Origin of the sequence: Sulfitobacter sp. (assembly GCF_039977885.1) — a bacterium.
Lineage (GTDB): Bacteria > Pseudomonadota > Alphaproteobacteria > Rhodobacterales > Rhodobacteraceae > Sulfitobacter.
In genome coordinates this window covers 714,955-732,168 of the sequence record NZ_JBDWCI010000020.1, presented here as the reverse complement: position 1 = coordinate 732,168, position 17,214 = coordinate 714,955, and the positions used below count along the sequence as shown (strand labels likewise).

The following is a 17,214-nucleotide window of genomic DNA, read 5'->3' as shown; positions in this document are numbered from 1 at the left end:
CTATCGTGCAACACTCTCTGAGTCACCGACTTTTGGGCAAGCTCCCGCGCAAAGCTATCAATTGGCCGGGGCTTGCCGTCAGACAAGGCCATCCCGCATCCCTGATTTATCCCGCCTTTTGAAGACACGCGATATAGAACCCGTCCATGCCACCCTCGTCCGCCCAAAAATCAGGTCTCAGGCGCAGACCGCCCTCCGAGGATATCCACGCAGGATCAATGCCGTCCCGCGCAAGCGCATCGCGGTCCACTGTCATATCACCGTGCCGCTCAAGCGCTTCGTCGATCTGGACCTCGCCTTCGTCGGGCAGCAGGCTACAGGTGCAAAACACCATCCGACCGCCGGGTTTGAGCAGGGACCATGCGTGATCCAACAGCTCTTCTTGTAAGGCGATCAACGCGCCGAAATCCGATCCGTCCTTGGCGTGGGGCAAATCGGGGTGGCGGCGGATTGTACCGGTCGCAGAGCAAGGTGCATCGAGCAGGATCGCATCGAATTGGCCCTGAAACTGCCGCGCGTCTTTGATAAATGTGCGGGCCGTCAGCCCTGTGCGTGCAAGGTTTTCCTTCACCCGCTGCATCCGCGAATGGTTGTCATCCACCGCGCGCACCTCTGCCCCGGTTGTGGCCAGCTGCATCGTTTTGCCGCCCGGCGCACAGCACAGGTCCAGCACCAGCTCGCCCTCTTGGGCATCCAGAATGAGCGCCGGCAGGGCGGCGGCGGCGTCTTGCACCCACCACTCACCTTCGGCGAATCCCTCCATGGCAGATACCTGCCCCGCGTTTTCTACGCGTACCGATCCGGTCGGCAACAATGTCGCCCCCAAACGATTGGCAAGTTCGGCAGCATCACCCTTTGCGGTCAGATCCAGCGGCGCACCGGCAAAATGTGCAGCCTCGATTGCGGCCATGGCATCGGCACCCCATGCCTCGACCAGCGGCCCGCGCAGCCATTTGGGCAGGCGCGGCGCACGGCGCGCGGTCCATGCTTCGGGACCTTCTGCGGCAACTTTGCGAAGTACCGCATTTACCAGACCTTTAAGGTGGCTGAGATGTTTGTGCCCGCCGATCAGCGTCACCATTGCGTTGACGACACCGTGGGCGGCACTACCTGTGCACAGCTCAACCGTACCCACGCGCAGCGCATTGCGCACCGTCAGCGGCGGGTATTTGTTCAGGTGTTTTTGCAAAATGCGGTCAGCCCGCTCCATCCCGCGCAAGGTCTCTTGCGCCAACCGCTGGGCCCGCGCACGGTCCTCTGCGGGCAAACGGTCCAGCACCCCCGCGCCCAAAAGCTCGGACATCAATTTACCCTCACCGAGGATTTCATCCAGAAGATAAACCGCAGACTTGCGCGCTGCTACGCCTGTGTCGGACATGATGTCGCTCTCTTTGTTGGCTGTGTGGCGGTTGTCTGGGACATCGCGCGTCGTATATCAAGGGGCAGATGCGAAAGGACCCGCTATGTCAGATACGCCAAAACCTCAAGAAGCCACGCCACAATCACCCGAAACGGCCTCCGATTTGCCGCCCGCTGCGCGCCGTGCGCTTGCCGAAGCGGCAGAGCGCCGTGCCGCAGAAAAGGAATTGTCGCTCCCTACAGAGCTGGGCGGCAGACAGGATGGCACCGAGCCTGTGCGCTTTGGCGATTGGGAGAAAAAGGGCATCGCCGTCGATTTCTAGAACGAAAAAGCCCTGCGGCATGAGTGCCGAAGGGCTGTAATACGACCGGCTTCGCAGAGCGCGTCAGCGCAGGTTAAATTCCAGACTGTCACCGCTGCCCTGGTCAGAGGTGAACCGGATTTTATCGCCATGTGCTTGCACTTCCTGACAATTATATCCCAGATCATCGCCGCCCCATTCAAGGCTACGGCAGAAATATCCGCCCTCCCATGTCCAGTCGCCCGTGACTGGCCATGCAGCACCCGTTCCCGAGATAGACCCGTTGGTCCCTACCTGCAGCTTGACCAGCGGTCTGGTAAGGGTCTTGCCTTCCACGATATTTTTGAACGCATCTGCGCTGTCTACTTTGCTAAATTCCGCAAAGGCGGGTGTGGCACTCCAAGCGGCAGAACTCGCTAATGCAAAGATAATCGGCTTCATCACAACTTCCTGTTTCTGGGAACTGATGAAACAACGCGCCTTGCACCAAATAAGTTTCAGCCGAATCCGGAAAAATTTGAATCAATCCGCCAAGCCCAGCACGTCGAGCATGTCATATTCCCCCGGTGCGCGGCCCTGCCCCCACAGCGCGGCCTTCAACGCGCCTCGTGCAAACAGCCCGCGATCAGAGGCGATGTGGCGCAGAATGATCCGCTCGCCTGCGCCGGCAAACATCACGTCATGCTCGCCCACAATGTCGCCACCGCGAATGGCGGAAAAGCCGATATCGCCGCGTTTGCGCGCGCCGGTAATGCCGTCACGCCCCGAATCGCTGACATCTGCCAGCGCCACACCGCGCCCCTCGGCCGCAGCTTCGCCCAGCATCAGCGCGGTGCCGGATGGCGCATCAACCTTGCGGTTATGGTGCGATTCGATGACCTCAATGTCGAAATCCTCATCCAGCGCAGCGGCCACTTTGCGCGTCAGCAACGTCAGCAGGTTCACGCCAAGGCTCATGTTGCCTGCGCGCACGATGATTGCACCCGCAGCGGCGCTAGGGCTGAGTTGGGCAATCTGATCAGCGGTCATGCCCGTTGTGCCGATCACATGCACGATCCCCGCCTGCGCGGCAGCAGCGGCAAAGGCGATGGTGGCCTCGGGGGCGGTGAAATCAATCACGGCATCGGCCTGTGCCATGGCCGCACCTGCGTCGCTGGTCACGATCACACCGCTTGCCGTACCGCCCATAGCCACGCCAAGGTCCTGCCCGATCCAGTCATGGCCTGCCCGCTCGACCGCGCCGACAAGCTGTGTTTGCGGGTTGGCGGCGACCTCTTGCACCAGCATCTGGCCCATGCGGCCCGATACCCCTGTGATCACGATGCGTGTGCTGTCTGACATGGTCTGTATCTCCGGTTCTATGTTGCCCAGCGGTGTAGCGCGCCCACTGCCGCTTGGCAAAGAAGTTCAGAGCGCATAGATGGGTATTATGGCAAAGAACAAATCATACGAAGGTAACGGCCCCACCCAGCGACAGCTGCGTGTTGGCGAAACCATCCGCCGCGCATTGAGCGAAGTATTGGCACGCGGGGATGTTCATGATCCCGACCTGAACGCGATGTCCATCACCGTAGGCGAAGTGCGCACCTCCAACGACCTCAAGGTCGCAACCGCTTATGTGCTGCCCTTGGGCGGCATCGGGCAAGACGACGTGCTCAAGATACTTGCACGCAACAAGCATGAAATTCGCAAGCTTGTGGCCAAAAAGCTCACGCTGAAATTCTCGCCCGAGCTGCGGTTCCAGCTGGATCGTACGTTTGACCAGATGGATGAAACCCGCCGCATGCTGGCCCAAGACGCCGTGCGCCGCGATGCTGATGCCCCAGACGACGAGACCCCCGAGACGTGATCCGCCGCGCGGCCTTCACGGCACTAGCCATGTTGCTGGCGCATCCTGCGCTGGCGACCTCGTGCCGCGAAGATACCTATGAAGGCACTGAATACGCCATTTGCGAGGTCGATCTCTCAACCGACAGGCTTGAGCTGTTTCTTTATGATGAAACTGACGAGCGGCCCTATGGCTATTTCGGGACGCTGAACAGCGCGCTCAAGGAAAAGGGTCAATCGCTTGGCTTTGCGACCAATGCGGGCATGTATCACGACAACCGCGCACCAGTCGGGCTTTATATCGAAGATGGCGAGACGCTTCAGCGGGTGATCACCAATGCAGGGCCCGGCAACTTTGGCCTATTGCCCAACGGCATCTTTTGTCTGCGCGACGGCCGTGCTGATGTGATTGAAACGCTGCGCTATGTCGAAGAAAAAATCGACTGCCCCAATGCCACCCAATCCGGCCCGATGCTGGTGATCGACGGAGAGCTGCACCCACGGTTTCTGCGCGATTCGACGTCGCGGTTTATTCGCAACGGTGTCGGCACCAGTGCGGACGGGCAAACGGCAAGTTTTGTGATCTCCAACAGCCCTGTCACGTTCCATGCCTTCGGCAGCCTGTTCCGCGACCACCTAAAGATCGACAATGCGCTGTTTTTCGACGGCAATGTGTCCCGCCTACGTGCGCCGCAGTTGGGGCGCAGTGATATTGGCTTTGGCGCGTTGGGGCCAATCCTTGGCGTGGTTGAAGGCGATCCTGCCACCCCACAGGACCCGATTGATCCAAGCCCAGCACCAATTGGCAGCGCCACGGACTGACACGCCCGTTGCACTGCGGCGCGCAATCTGCAAAACGGCGCGCAACAACAGAATAGATTTCAAGGACAGCACATGGCACGCAAACGCAAAGGGCGCGATATTTCCGGCTGGGTTGTGATCGACAAGCCCGCTGGCCCCACCTCCACCGCAGTGGTCAACAAAGTCCGCTGGGCTTTTGACGCGCGCAAGGCGGGCCACGCAGGCACGCTTGATCCCGAAGCAACCGGCGTTCTGGCCATCGCATTGGGCGAGGCCACCAAAACTGTGCCCTTCATCACCGATGCTCTCAAAGCCTATGAGTTCACTGTGCGTCTTGGCGCTGCGACCAATACCGACGATGCCGAAGGCGAAATCATCGCCACCTCTGATTTGCGCCCCGATGACGCCGCGATCAAAGAAGCGTTGCACGCTTTTGTGGGCGATATCCAGCAGGTTCCGCCGCAGTTTTCTGCGGTGAAAATCGACGGTGAGCGGGCCTATAAACGCGCCCGTGACGGCGAGGAAATGGAAATCGCCGCGCGCCCGCTTTATGTCGAAAGCCTGATCTTTCTGGATCGGCCCGACGCCGATCACGTCACCCTTGAGATGGTCTGTGGCAAAGGCGGCTATGTCCGCTCAATCGCGCGTGATCTGGGTGAGGCATTGGGCTGCAAAGGCCATGTGCGCGAATTGCGCCGCACGTGGTCCGGCCCCTTCGAGACCGCGAATGCGATCACACTTGAACAGGTTGAAGCCTTGGCCAAAACGCCAGAGCTGGACGCCTTTCTGGGCCCGCTAGAACTTGGCCTCAACGATCTGCCCGAAGTGACCGCCAGCAGCGAAGGGGCCACGCGCCTGCGCAATGGCAATCCGGGCATGGTTTTTGCAAATGACGTCGAATATGGCGAGGAATGCTGGGCCTCTCAGGAGGGTCGCGCGGTCGCTGTCGGGATCTACAAAGCAGGTGAACTGCACCCGTCGCGGGTGTTCGTCACCGGCGATGTCCAGTGATTGTTACAATTTGTCACAGCCATCACGCCCCTGTCATCGCCTGCGGCCCATTATTTCAACGATTGTTACAAAAGCACAGATTTTGATCAGCGCTGCGTGATGCCCCCTGCACAAACCGCCAAACAAAGCGCATCTTGGGGTCAGACAACACGATATCTCACTCAACAGGAGACCTGACCTATGAAACGCACCTTGTTTATTCTGCTCAGCGCCGGTGCCTTTGCAACTGTCGCATTCGACGCTTACGGCCAAGGCATCAGCCCCGCCATCGGCATGGCCAAACTGGCCCCCGTCGGATTGGCCAGCAGCACGCTGAAATCCGTATTTGGTGCCAGCCCCGCAGGATTTGCACATCTGCTGCACACCCTCACAGGGATGGTGGCCTATGTACTGGGTTACTTCCTGATCGCCCGCCCCGTACAACGCGCCATTGTGCCAAAGCTGCCATGGCTGGCTACCGCAGTTCTCTACGGCGTCGTTTTGTGGATCTTTGCCCTGTATATCATGGCGCATCTTGTTGCAGGCATGCCCGCCTTCCTCGGCTGGAGCGGCATCACCTACGTCGCGCTTTATGGTCACGTGATCTATGCGGTTGTGGCTGCTTGGGTGATCGAAGCGCACGGCCTGTCGTTCAATTTCAAATCCCGTGATGCGGTCGCAATCGGGTAACACGACCTCTCCGACCGTTTGTGACCTTGCCGCCGCCCTGCTCTTCCCGCAGGGTGGCGGTTTGCATTTCCGCGCGGCTCTGGCACAAGCCTCCCATGATCACCCGCACCCATACCAAAGGCGACGCGCCCTCTGTCGCGGTTTATTCCGATTGCGAACGCTTCCGATATAGCCTTACCCGCATCTGGGACAGCACCGCGCGCCGTGTCACATTTGTCATGCTCAACCCCTCTACAGCGACCGAGCAGGCAAACGATCCGACGATCGAGCGCTGTGAACAACGTGCCCGCAGGCTTGGGTTTGGCAGCTTCTGCGCGGTGAACATTTTTGCCCTGCGGGCGACGGACCCCCGCGACATGCGCGCGGCCGACGACCCCGAAGGCCCAGATAATACCCAAGCGTTAGAGACCGCCGCCCATTGGGCCGATGTCATCATCGCGGCATGGGGCGTACACGGGTCCCACCGCAACCAAGGTCCACAGATCGCGGCCCGCCTGAGCGGCAGCGGACACCAGCTGCACCACCTTGGCCTTACAAAAGCCGGTCATCCACGCCACCCGCTCTATCTTCCCTACAGCGCACAACCCCAGCTCTGGGAGATTGAGTGATGCTACGTTAACCAATGTCCGCTTAGAGTTTTGACGAATCTTGGGAAAACTGTGCTAATAACAGTGCGAAAGTCCTCATTTCTTTGAAAATGGAATACTTCTTATGTTGTGGTTAGCAGGCTTAATGGGGCTTATGGCCGTTGGCACAGTCTCGTTCATGGAGCCTGCCTCGGAAAGCGATGTAACCGACAGGGTCGATGCATCTACGCCCCCCGAGGACAGTGATGCCACCGAGGTTGAAATACCCGAAGACAATCTGGACCCCGAATATGACCCGCGCGGCGGCGATGATTCCGCCCTTCTTCCGCCACTTACTACGACCGAAGTAGAACAGATCTCCGGAACCGATGACGCGGATGTGCTCACAGGAACTGACGGCCATGACGAAATTCGCGGGCTGGACGGGGCGGATTCCCTTGAGGGCGGCGAAGGCGATGACCGGCTTGTTGGTGATGAGGGCGACGACACGCTGACTGGCAACGCCGGTGATGACACGCTGCACGGGCTCGATGGCGCGGACCTGCTGTTTGGCGATGACGGCGACGATAATTTCTTTGGTCATAACGCGGACGACCGCCTGTTTGGTGAAGCTGGTGATGACGCGCTACAAGGCTCTGCCGGTGAGGATTGGCTTGAGGGCGGCGAAGGCGACGACACGCTTCAGGGCGGGTTGGACAATGACACATTGATCGGCGGCAACGGTGCCGATGTGCTTTTCGGCGGCTGGGGGAATGATGTGCTTAGCGGGCTTTCACCTGAACAGGGTGGCAGCGACGCGGATGACGGCGATTTTCTGAACGGTGGCGGCGGCGATGACACCATCTTTACGGGCAGCAGCGATATTGTCACAGCAGGCGAAGGTGCTGACCAGATTGTGCTGGGCGATTGGATTACACCGGGAAACACCGCAGAGATCGTTGATTTCACAGCAACTGACGACAACATCGTTTTGATTTGGGACGATAGCGATCTTGATACCGAAGAGCCTTTTGTCACACTGGCTACCGATCCGGAATCGCCGGAGCAGACATTGATTTTGATGGATGGCACAGTCATTGCATCCGTAAACGGGACCGATATTCAGGCCGACGATATTGCATTGGTCCCGCTCAGCACGGCTACCTTTGTGGGGATGGCCGCATCCTGAACCGGCGCTGCACGGCCTCCATACAATAATCCTTTGCCATCTGGGCGAAACGCGCCTATACGCCCCCATCGCAGGTTTTATGCCTGCGATTCCTCCACGGGCCTGTGCTGGACGACATCCCGGCCTGCGCCATCACACCAACCTTTTGAAAAGGAGACCCCGATGTCGATTACAAAAGAAGAAAAAGCCCGCATCATGAAAGAATTCGGTGCCAAAGACGGCGATACCGGTTCCCCAGAAGTGCAGGTTGCTGTTCTGAGCTCGCGCATCGCGACACTGACAGAGCACTTCAAGACACACAAAAAAGACAACCACGGTCGCCGTGGTCTGCTGAAAATGGTCGCAACGCGCCGTAAGCTTCTGGACTATGTTAAGTCCAAAGATGACGCACGTTACCAAGACCTGATCAAACGTCTGGGCCTGCGCCGCTAAGCGCTACACCCCCGAACGTTGACTTCAGTCAATTTGAACCGCGCCCTTGAAAAAAGGCGCGGTTTTTTGATGCGCTATGGGTTTTGCGCAATAAAACGTCTTATTTACGTGAATAAGTGACGTGATATTACGTTTTTTCACCTTTCTTCACATTGCCGTGCTAGCCAAGTTGCCAATAAGAAACTTGGAGGGAACCCATGAAGTCTATACTTATTGCAGCTGTGCTATTGGTCACGCTGCTTACTTTTTATTCTGCACTTTGGTTAAAATCAGAAGATATCGAGGCGGACATCCGGACACGGGTGACAGAAGACCTCGCTGCGGCGAACGCAAAAGATATCGAAATTGATGTCGACGGCCGCCACGTCACCCTTAGCGGGATCGTCTATGACGCTGCAACGGAAACAGCTTACCTCGACACAGCAGACGCAACTTATGGTTCCCTCGGACCAATCGACGGTTTGACCTTCCAGAACGGCGGCGGCTTTCTGAAGGCTGTGAAATCCCCTGAAGGGATCACACTGACCGGCGCAGTCCCCTCCGATGCGACACGCGCTGCCCTGCTGCAAACCGCAGCCGACAGCACCGAAAGCGATGTTGTGGACGCAATGACAGTAGGGGCCGCTGCGGGCAGCTGGACCGATGAGGCCAACTTTGGCCTTGCCCAACTCTCCAAGCTGGAACAAGGCACGCTCTCCGTCGCGCCGGACAGCTATACGCTTTCAGGTGTGACCAATGGCGATGCGCTGGCGCTCAATGCCTCACTGGCAGAACGCGCTGGCTGGCAGGCTTTTGTCTCGGCACCGCGCATCACAACCGGCCTGTCCGAAAAGCTGGACACAGCAAACGGCAAGATTTCCGGCTTGGAAAGCAACGTCGTGGCCCTTGAAGGTCTTCTGGCCGAGCGCGATGGCGTTATCAGCACGTTGACCGGCGAACGCGACACGCTGAGCACAGCATTGGCCAATATGACCGACGAACGCGATGGCGCGATTGCCGCGCGTGATGCATCCACTGCGGATGTTATCGCACAGCGTGACGCGCTGGCGAACAACGTTGAAGGGCTGACAGCGGCGCGCGATGTCCTGTCGCAAACGGTAACCAGCCTCGGGACCGAGCGCGAAACGCTTGCACAATCCATTGCAGCACTCACCGGTGAGCGCGACACGGCAGTGGCCGACCTCGAAGCCCTGCGCGGCAGCCTCGATGCAACGCAGTCAAGCACTGCCGCGCTGAACGAGGAACTGTCGGAGGTGCAGGGACAACTGGCACAACGCGATACAACCATCGACGGGCTCAACACCCAAGTGGCCGATCTTACCGAGCAGCTGGAAACGCAAACCGCATCGCTGAATTCCGGACAGCAAGCTGACGCTGACCTGCGCGCACAAATCAGCACACAGGCGGGCACCATTGAGGAATTGACCGCCGATCTGCGCGAAACCGGTAACACGGTCAGCCGCCTTGAGGGTGAGCTTGCTGCGACAACGACACAGATCGCGACCCTCACGGATCAGGTGGCCGATCGTGACGCAACCATCGACGAGCTGCGCAATGCCCCTGCGACACTGGTTGCGGCAAACGCCGACACCTTTGCGGGTGTCACGGAGATTGCAGCACAATGCAGCGCCCGGGCGGGTGATGTTCTGGAGAATACCCAGATCAACTTTGCCAGCGGAACTGCAAATATCCGCAATAATTCGGTGGAGGTTCTGGAACGTTTGACCGGTATCGCACTTGCCTGTGCAGACAGCGGTCTGGCTGTTGAAATCGGCGGTCACACCGACAGCCAAGGCAGCGATGCGGACAACCAGAACCTCAGCGAACGCCGCGCACAGGCTATCGCACAGTTCATGATGGATCGCGGTGTGCCCGAAAGCACACTTAGCCCTGTCGGTTTTGGCGAAACAAATCCGATTGGCGACAATGCGACCCCTGAAGGCCGCCAACAAAACCGCCGCATCTCGTTTGAATGGCAGGCGCGCTGAACCGCGCCCGCCCTCTTGATCCAAATACAAATACAAAAGTTCTAGGAAACCGACATGACGTATCTTTTGACACAAATTTTTCTCTACCTGCTGGCTGCTTTCATTCTGGGCCTGTTTCTGGGTTGGCTGATTTGGCGCTATGGCAAGCCTTCTGCCTCCGAAATCGACGCCATCCGCGCCGAGAACACGCGCCTGAAGTCCGATCTGGATAGCTGCACCCGCAAAACAGCCAAGCTTGAGGCGCAGGCCCAAGTACCGGCCCCCACACCGGCACCTGCGCCTGTACCTGCACCTGCTGCGCCCGTTGCTGTTGTTGAAGACACAGCACCCGTCCCAGCCGAAAAGCCGGAAGGCCTGTCAGCCCCTCGCGGTGGCACGGCAGATGAGCTGCAACTGATCCACGGCGTTGGCCCAAAGATGGAAGGCATGCTGCACGATCTTGGCTACTACCACTTTGACCAGATCGCCAACTGGACCCCTGCCGAAGTGGCGTGGGTAGACGACAACCTTGAGGGCTTTAAAGGTCGCGTGACACGCGACAAATGGCAGCCACAGGCCAAGGTTCTTGCCAAAGGCTGAGGCTTTGAAAGCTGATGACCACCAGAGCGGGCCGCAATGCCCGCTCTTTTTCTTTGCTCCGCTTCACCTTTGCTCCTAAGCCTAGTGCAGTTAATCTATCAGGGGTGAGTAAATGACCAAAACAATCGTCAACAGCTGGAATGAATGGGACCCGCTGAAACATGTAATCGTGGGCCGCGCCGATGATTGTCACATCCCCCCCGAAGAACCCGCGCTGGATGCCAAGGTCCCCGAGGACAGCGATATGCGCGGCCAGTGGGGCCGCCGTCCGCAGGAAACCATAGACCGCGCGAACGAGCTGCTGGATAATTTTGCGGCTATGTTACAAAAACGCGGTATCCGCGTGGACCGTCCTACTTCCATTGATCACTCTGTCGCGGCGACCACGCCTGACTTTCACACAGACAGCCAGTTCGGCTGTATGCCGCCCCGCGATGTGCTGCTGACCGTCGGCAGTGAGATGCTGGAAGCCACGATGAGCTACCGCTGCCGTTGGTTTGAATACCTCAACTACCGTCCGTTGATGCAGCAGTATTTCGACGAAGATCCGAATTTCCGCCACGAAGCCGCGCCCAAACCGCGCCTGACGGATGCCGATTACCATCCCGACTACCTCAACGATAAAATCGGCAATGCCCAACGCCTCAAATGGGCCGAAGAGCGCCATTTTGTCACCACCGAGGAAGAGCCGCTGTTTGACGCCGCTGATGTTCTGCGCTTTGGCCGTGATCTGGTGGTGCAGCACGGGTTTACCACCAATCTCAAAGGGATCGAATGGCTGCGCCGCCACTTCCCCGACCACCGCGTACACACGGTCAACTTCCCCGGTGATCCCTACCCCATCCACATTGACGCGACTTTTACGCCCCTGCGCCCGGGTCTTATACTCAACAACCCGCACCGCCGCCTGCCCGAAGAGCAGCGCAAAATGTACAATGACAACGGCTGGGAAATTGTGGACGCCGCAAGCCCTGCGCATAACACCCCGCCGCCGCTGTGCTACTCTTCGACGTGGCTGTCGATGAACGTGCTGGTACTGGACCCGAAAACCGTCTGCGTCGAGAAATCCGAGGTCTATCAGGCGGAACAGATGGACAAACTCGGCATGGAAGTTGTCGAGGTTGACCTGCGCGACGCCTATGCCTTTGGCGGCGGATTGCATTGCTGCACGGCAGACGTCCACCGGATCGGCAATTGCGAGGATTACTTCCCGAGCCTGAGCGCGTAAGAGACATCAAAGCCAGTTATGGCGTGAACGATTATCAAAGGACCATGCCATGACTGACACCCCAGACGTCGCCCAGCTGCTTGCCAATGCCCAAGCGGTTGCTGACAGCCCACAAGCGGACACCGCCGAAATCGAGGCAATCACGGTCGAGACCGTCTCTGCCTTTGAGGCCCGCCTGCAACATAATTTTGCCCGCGGCCCGTTCTTTGTAAAGCTCCGCAACAAGCTGGCGGGTGAAGGACATGCCGCGCTTGCCCAGTCGGTGTACCACTATTACCTCGCGGCAAATGTGCTGAAACATGGGGGTGGCAAAAGCCTACGTGAGCTACAAAAACTCTCTCCCCAACCTTTCACGATTTGTGGTGCTGAGGATGCGCTCCGGATTGATGTGACTGCCGACGGGTTCCTGAGCAATTTGGTCGAAACCCTGACCCAAGCCGCGCATCAGCTACCGTCAAAATAAAGCATGGCCGTCACAGGCGGGTGCCTCAGGATTCCAATTCCTATTTTCTACCGCGCTTCTTGCGAGGTGCCCGTCAGTTTTCGAACGAATTATAAAAATCTGCAACAAATCTGGCGGATCGAACGTATAGTACCCGTAATGTGATTTTTTCGGAGAAGATTGTGACGCAAGTAATAGACAACCCGCACCGCTACGGCCTTGTGAGCCGGGTCTTGCATTGGGGCATGGCCATCCTGTTTGCCGCACAGTTTTTATCAGCGGCGGCGCATTGGGCCCTTCCCCGCGAAAATGCGCTTCGCGAAACGCTGTGGAGCTACCATATCACATTAGGCACGACACTTTTCTTGTTGGTGTTGATCCGCGGTGTTTGGGGACTGGTAAACCTTAAAAGACGCCCCTCACATTCAGGCCCGATGGGCACAGCGGCAAGTGCCGGACAGGCGTTGATTTATGCGCTGATGATTATCGTCCCGGGCGTTCGCATTCTTGCCTCTGCGGGCAGCACGCGCGGCCTAAGCTATCTTGGCCTTGAGATATTTTCGCCCCAAGCCGCGGAATTCGCCTGGATGCAGGCACCTGCGGAATGGCATGGTGAAATGGGCTGGATTCTTGCGCTGGTGGTCCTTGGCCACATTCTGATGGCCCTTGTCTGGCACCGTATGATCAAGCGGGATGATGTTCTGGCCACGATGGCAGGCCGGTAAGATTTCGCCAGTCTGCTTTACCGCCTAAACAGCCGCTCCCTTCCCATCGCTGTAAATCTGCTATACACGCCCACCTATCTGAAAGCCGCCGCCAAGACCCCAGCGGTGACCAAAGCAAGATATCGGGGTCAGAGGGAATACGCCCTCTATGCAAAGGGCCGCCCGTGATGTTGGGGGCCAACACAGGAAACGATGATGTTTAACGAAGTTAAAAAATCTATGAAGTGGGGCGAAGAGACGCTCACACTTGAAACAGGGAAAGTTGCGCGCCAAGCTGACGGTTCCGTCATCGCCACATATGGCGAGACATCCGTAATGGCGAACGTGACTTTTGCACGCAAGCAAAAGCCGGGTCAGGATTTCTTCCCGCTGACCGTGCACTACAATGAAAAATACTACGCCGCCGGTAAAATCCCAGGCGGCTTTTTCAAGCGCGAAGCGCGTCCTACCGAAAAAGAGACGCTGACCTCCCGCCTGATCGACCGTCCAATTCGCCCGCTGTTCGTCCCCGGCTTCAAAAACGAAGTTCTGGTGATGTGTACAGTTCTGAGCCACGATCTGGTGAATGACCCTGACATGGTTGCAATGATTGCGGCATCTGCTGCGCTGACCATCTCTGGCGCGCCGTTCATGGGCCCGATTGCTGCTTGCCGTGTGGGTTATGAGGGTGGCGATTACATCCTGAACCCTGAAATCGACGACATGCAGGACCTGAAAAACAACCCTGATCAGCGCCTTGATCTGGTTGTTGCCGGTACAAAAGATGCCGTGATGATGGTTGAATCCGAAGCCTACGAGCTGTCGGAAGAAGAAATGCTGGGTGCGGTTAAATTCGCCCACGAGCAAATCCAGCCCGTCATCGACCTGATCATTGATCTGGCCGAAAGCGCTGCAAAAGAGCCGTTTGACTTCCAACCGGTTGACTACTCCGACCTGTCGGCAGCCGTCAAAGCAGCAGGCGAGACAGAAATGCGCGCCGCCTTCGCTATCCGTGACAAACAAGAGCGCACCGCCGCTGTTGCCGCCGCACGCGAAAACATCTTGGCCGCGCTGACCGAAGAGCAGCAAGGCGATGCGAACCTCGGCTCTGCGATGAAAGGCCTCGAAGCCTCCATCCTGCGCGGTGACGTTGTGAAAACCGGTGTGCGCATCGACGGTCGTAAGACTGACGAGATCCGCGACATCGTATCCCAAACCGGCGTTCTGCCCCGTACGCACGGCTCTGCCCTGTTCACACGCGGCGAAACGCAGGGTCTGGTTGTGACCACATTGGGTACCGGAGACGACGAGCAGTTCATCGACGCGCTGCACGGCAACTTCAAATCCAACTTCCTGCTGCACTATAACTTCCCTCCCTATTCGGTTGGTGAAGTTGGTCGCGTGGGCCCTCCAGGCCGTCGTGAAATCGGCCACGGTAAACTCGCATGGCGCGCCCTTCAGGCCGTTCTGCCAGCTGCCACCGATTTCCCATACACGATCCGCGTTGTGTCCGAGATCACAGAATCCAACGGTTCGTCCTCCATGGCGTCCGTTTGCGGTGGCTCCTTGTCGATGATGGATGCGGGCGTTCCGCTGAAATCCGCTGTTGCTGGTGTTGCGATGGGTCTGATCCTCGAAGAAGATGGCGAATACGCAATCCTCTCCGACATCTTGGGTGACGAAGACCACCTCGGCGATATGGACTTCAAGGTTGCCGGTACCGAAGCAGGCATCACGTCCTTGCAGATGGACATCAAGATCGCAGGCATCACGCCAGAGATCATGGAAAAAGCATTGGCGCAGGCCAAAGCGGGCCGTCTGCACATCCTTGGTGAAATGGGCAAAGCCATCACTGGCGCGCAGGAATTCTCTGTGCACGCACCACGCATCGAGACCATGCAGATCCCAACGGATAAAATCCGCGAAGTGATCGGTTCTGGCGGTAAAGTCATCCGCGAGATCGTCGAAGTCTCTGGCGCAAAGGTCGACATCAACGACGAAGGCACCATCAAGATCGCAAGCCCGAACGGCGAAGCGATCAAGAAAGCCTACGACATGATCTACTCCATCGTGGCCGAGCCTGAAGAGGGCAAAGTCTACACCGGTACGGTCGTGAAAATCGTCGATTTCGGTGCTTTCGTGAACTTCTTTGGCAAGCGCGACGGTCTGGTACACGTATCCCAGATCGAAAACCGCCGCCTGAACCACCCTTCCGACGTTCTGAAAGAAGGTCAGGAAGTGAAAGTGAAGCTGTTGGGCTTTGACGATCGTGGCAAGGTGCGCCTTTCCATGAAAGTGGTCGATCAGGAAACTGGCGAAGAAGTCAAAGAAGAAGCAAAAGAAGAGTAATTTCTTCCATCTTCAAATACCGAGGCCCCTGCGGAAACGCGGGGGCCTTTTTTTGTTTCGCGGTGATCTGCCCGCCGCAATCTGCGACCCGTAGCGCAAACACCCCTGAACATTGATACAATGACCTCTAACATTCTAGGGCGCGGCGGCTCCTAGGTTCACCTATGAAACTGGAATTATGAGGTTTTTCTCACTGCCTTAACTTTAAGCACCCCCCGCTTCAGGGAGCGCAGGAATGAAAATAGAAAGAAACCTGACTCACAGGTTGGAACCAAATAGGTTAGCTTAAGCGTTATATTCTTGAATCACTTTTTATCCGGAGACACTGCCATGTCATTATTTGACCGCCGAACACTGATCCTTTCGGGTGCCGCAGCCCTCGCAGCAGGCCCGACCCTCGCCGCGACCGGCGGGTATCGTGTACCCGATGACCTGCAACCCCGCATCGTCGACATCAAGGCCGAATTCGGCCCGGATGAGATCCACGTCGATCCCGGCAACTTTGCGCTTTACTGGACCATGCCCGGCGGCAAGGCGATCCGCTATACAGTAGGGATCGGCAAGGACGAGCGCTATCAATCCGGCACCTTCCGCATCCGCCGCAAAGCGGAATGGCCGCGCTGGACACCGACACCCGCAATGATTCGCCGCGAGCCACAGATTTACGCCCAATACGCCAGCGGCATGGAAGGCGGCGGTCTGAACCCTCTGGGTGCCCGCGCGCTCTACCTCTACAAGGGCGACCGCGACACCTACCTGCGTATTCACGGCACACCCAAGCCGCAGACCGTGGCCGCGCGTGTCTCTAATGGCTGTGTCCGCATGATCAACGAACAGGTGATCGACCTGTACAACCGCGTTCCCACTGGCACGCGCGTGGTACTGCACTGATAAAAAAGAGAATTCAGCACCCGCAAGGAGTGCTGAATTTATTCATTTTTATTTGGGGTTTACGTCCAAATTCTTTGTTATGAAACGTGTGGTTAGAGTGATTTGAGCTTTCAACTGTCTGTGACTTACCTTCCGGGGCACACACACAGTTTAAAGGAAACATTCATGCGCTTCGCCGTTATCGCCCTTGCCCTTGCCGCCTCTCCTGCCGCCGCACAGGATTTTTATGGTTCTGTCTTCGGCGGCGCGTCACTCATTCAAGACCCGTCATTCTCCGGTACGATCACCCCTCCGGGCGGGCGGCAAACCGTAGACAGCGATTTTGACACCGGTTTTGGTTTGGGCGTCGCCCTTGGCTACAAGCTGCCTGCGTTGGCCAAAGGCCCCCTTTCGCTGCGGACCGAGCTTGAGCTGTCTTTTTCAGATAGCAACGCGGACAGCATCGGCTTTTCCGGCAACGGTCCTGAATCTGAGAACAATGTAGATGGGGAAATCAAAACCACCCGTGTCTTTGCGAATCTCATCGCGGATATCGAAACCAACACGGCCTTTACGCCCTACTTTGGTGCAGGCATCGGCATTGCGCGTAGCAATCTTGGCCTTAGCTATGGCGCACAACCCGGTACCGTTCAGATCGACGACACCAGCACCGATTTCAGCGCCCAGCTAATCCTTGGGACATCTTATGCGATCAACGAAAAGGTCAGCATTTTCGGCGATGCGCGCTACATTCGTGACTTCAATGTAAGCAGCGCACGGACCAGCCCTGCCGGCTTTACCGGTACTGTGTCGGATGACATCAGCACCGTGAACCTCAACGTCGGCCTGCGCTTCGCATTCTAAGACCAGCGGCCCCTGCGTTATCGTTACAGCAGGG

General features: G+C 57.7%; 19 protein-coding genes. 16 read left to right on the top strand and 3 right to left on the bottom strand.

The window, feature by feature from the left end; all coding sequences use genetic code 11:
• Positions 1-106: 106 nt before the first annotated feature.
• On the bottom strand, positions 107-1,378 hold the full coding sequence (locus tag ABJM03_RS17250) for a transcription antitermination factor NusB (RefSeq protein ID WP_348419084.1): 1,272 nt from the start codon (positions 1,376-1,378) through the stop codon (positions 107-109).
• 85 nt (positions 1,379-1,463) lie between these two features.
• On the opposite strand from ABJM03_RS17250, the gene ABJM03_RS17245 reads away from it, so the two are divergent.
• Entirely contained in the window at positions 1,464-1,682 is a 219-nt protein-coding gene (locus ABJM03_RS17245) for a DUF1674 domain-containing protein (RefSeq protein WP_348419083.1), read from the top strand.
• A gap of 63 nt (positions 1,683-1,745) precedes the next feature.
• Here the strand turns inward: ABJM03_RS17245 and ABJM03_RS17240 are convergent, their stop codons facing one another.
• Both ABJM03_RS17240 and dapB read right to left on the bottom strand, forming a co-directional pair.
• Positions 1,746-2,102 carry a dihydrodipicolinate reductase gene (locus ABJM03_RS17240; protein WP_348419082.1) on the bottom strand — a complete coding sequence of 119 codons (357 nt, stop codon included), beginning with the start codon at positions 2,100-2,102 and terminating at the stop codon, positions 1,746-1,748.
• Between the two features lie 81 nt (positions 2,103-2,183).
• Positions 2,184-3,002, bottom strand: coding sequence for a 4-hydroxy-tetrahydrodipicolinate reductase (dapB, locus tag ABJM03_RS17235; protein WP_348419081.1), 819 nt, complete (start codon positions 3,000-3,002; stop codon positions 2,184-2,186).
• Between the two features lie 88 nt (positions 3,003-3,090).
• Between dapB and rbfA the strand changes: the two genes are divergently transcribed.
• The 15 genes from rbfA (at position 3,091) to ABJM03_RS17160 (ending at position 17,180) form a co-directional block, all read left to right on the top strand.
• The gene (gene rbfA, locus ABJM03_RS17230) at positions 3,091-3,510 is read left to right on the top strand and encodes a 30S ribosome-binding factor RbfA (protein WP_348419080.1); all 420 of its coding nucleotides are present in this window, start codon (positions 3,091-3,093) and stop codon (positions 3,508-3,510) included.
• A gap of 29 nt (positions 3,511-3,539) precedes the next feature.
• A complete protein-coding gene (locus tag ABJM03_RS17225) occupies positions 3,540-4,310 on the top strand; it encodes a phosphodiester glycosidase family protein (RefSeq protein ID WP_348419163.1) in 771 nt (256 codons plus the stop codon).
• A 72-nt stretch (positions 4,311-4,382) separates the two neighbouring features.
• Complete coding sequence (gene truB, locus ABJM03_RS17220; RefSeq protein ID WP_348419079.1) at positions 4,383-5,300, top strand: tRNA pseudouridine(55) synthase TruB; 918 nt, start codon at positions 4,383-4,385, stop codon at positions 5,298-5,300.
• A gap of 180 nt (positions 5,301-5,480) precedes the next feature.
• Positions 5,481-5,969 carry a hypothetical protein gene (locus ABJM03_RS17215; RefSeq protein WP_348419078.1) on the top strand — a complete coding sequence of 163 codons (489 nt, stop codon included), beginning with the start codon at positions 5,481-5,483 and terminating at the stop codon, positions 5,967-5,969.
• Between the two features lie 95 nt (positions 5,970-6,064).
• Positions 6,065-6,577, top strand: coding sequence for a DUF1643 domain-containing protein (locus ABJM03_RS17210; protein WP_348419077.1), 513 nt, complete (start codon positions 6,065-6,067; stop codon positions 6,575-6,577).
• Between the two features lie 103 nt (positions 6,578-6,680).
• A complete protein-coding gene (locus tag ABJM03_RS17205; protein WP_348419076.1) occupies positions 6,681-7,724 on the top strand; it encodes a calcium-binding protein in 1,044 nt (347 codons plus the stop codon).
• A gap of 162 nt (positions 7,725-7,886) precedes the next feature.
• Positions 7,887-8,156, top strand: a complete 270-nt coding sequence (gene rpsO, locus ABJM03_RS17200; protein ID WP_348419075.1) for a 30S ribosomal protein S15 — start codon at positions 7,887-7,889, stop codon at positions 8,154-8,156.
• 197 nt (positions 8,157-8,353) lie between these two features.
• Positions 8,354-10,144: an OmpA family protein gene (locus ABJM03_RS17195; protein ID WP_348419074.1), complete on the top strand. Its 1,791-nt coding sequence runs from the start codon at positions 8,354-8,356 to the stop codon at positions 10,142-10,144.
• Between the two features lie 54 nt (positions 10,145-10,198).
• Positions 10,199-10,723: a hypothetical protein gene (locus ABJM03_RS17190; protein ID WP_348419073.1), complete on the top strand. Its 525-nt coding sequence runs from the start codon at positions 10,199-10,201 to the stop codon at positions 10,721-10,723.
• A gap of 112 nt (positions 10,724-10,835) precedes the next feature.
• Positions 10,836-11,951 carry a serine/threonine protein kinase gene (locus ABJM03_RS17185; protein ID WP_348419072.1) on the top strand — a complete coding sequence of 372 codons (1,116 nt, stop codon included), beginning with the start codon at positions 10,836-10,838 and terminating at the stop codon, positions 11,949-11,951.
• Between the two features lie 49 nt (positions 11,952-12,000).
• Positions 12,001-12,414, top strand: a complete 414-nt coding sequence (locus ABJM03_RS17180; RefSeq protein ID WP_348419071.1) for a hypothetical protein — start codon at positions 12,001-12,003, stop codon at positions 12,412-12,414.
• 161 nt (positions 12,415-12,575) lie between these two features.
• Positions 12,576-13,118 carry a cytochrome b gene (locus tag ABJM03_RS17175; RefSeq protein WP_348419070.1) on the top strand — a complete coding sequence of 181 codons (543 nt, stop codon included), beginning with the start codon at positions 12,576-12,578 and terminating at the stop codon, positions 13,116-13,118.
• Positions 13,119-13,313: 195 nt separating this feature from the next.
• Positions 13,314-15,446 (top strand): polyribonucleotide nucleotidyltransferase, encoded by a 2,133-nt coding sequence (pnp, locus tag ABJM03_RS17170; protein WP_348419069.1) that lies wholly within the window; start codon positions 13,314-13,316, stop codon positions 15,444-15,446.
• A gap of 330 nt (positions 15,447-15,776) precedes the next feature.
• Positions 15,777-16,337 (top strand): L,D-transpeptidase, encoded by a 561-nt coding sequence (locus ABJM03_RS17165; RefSeq protein WP_348419068.1) that lies wholly within the window; start codon positions 15,777-15,779, stop codon positions 16,335-16,337.
• A 165-nt stretch (positions 16,338-16,502) separates the two neighbouring features.
• Positions 16,503-17,180, top strand: a complete 678-nt coding sequence (locus tag ABJM03_RS17160) for an outer membrane beta-barrel protein (protein WP_348419067.1) — start codon at positions 16,503-16,505, stop codon at positions 17,178-17,180.
• The last annotated feature ends 34 nt before the right edge of the window (positions 17,181-17,214 follow it).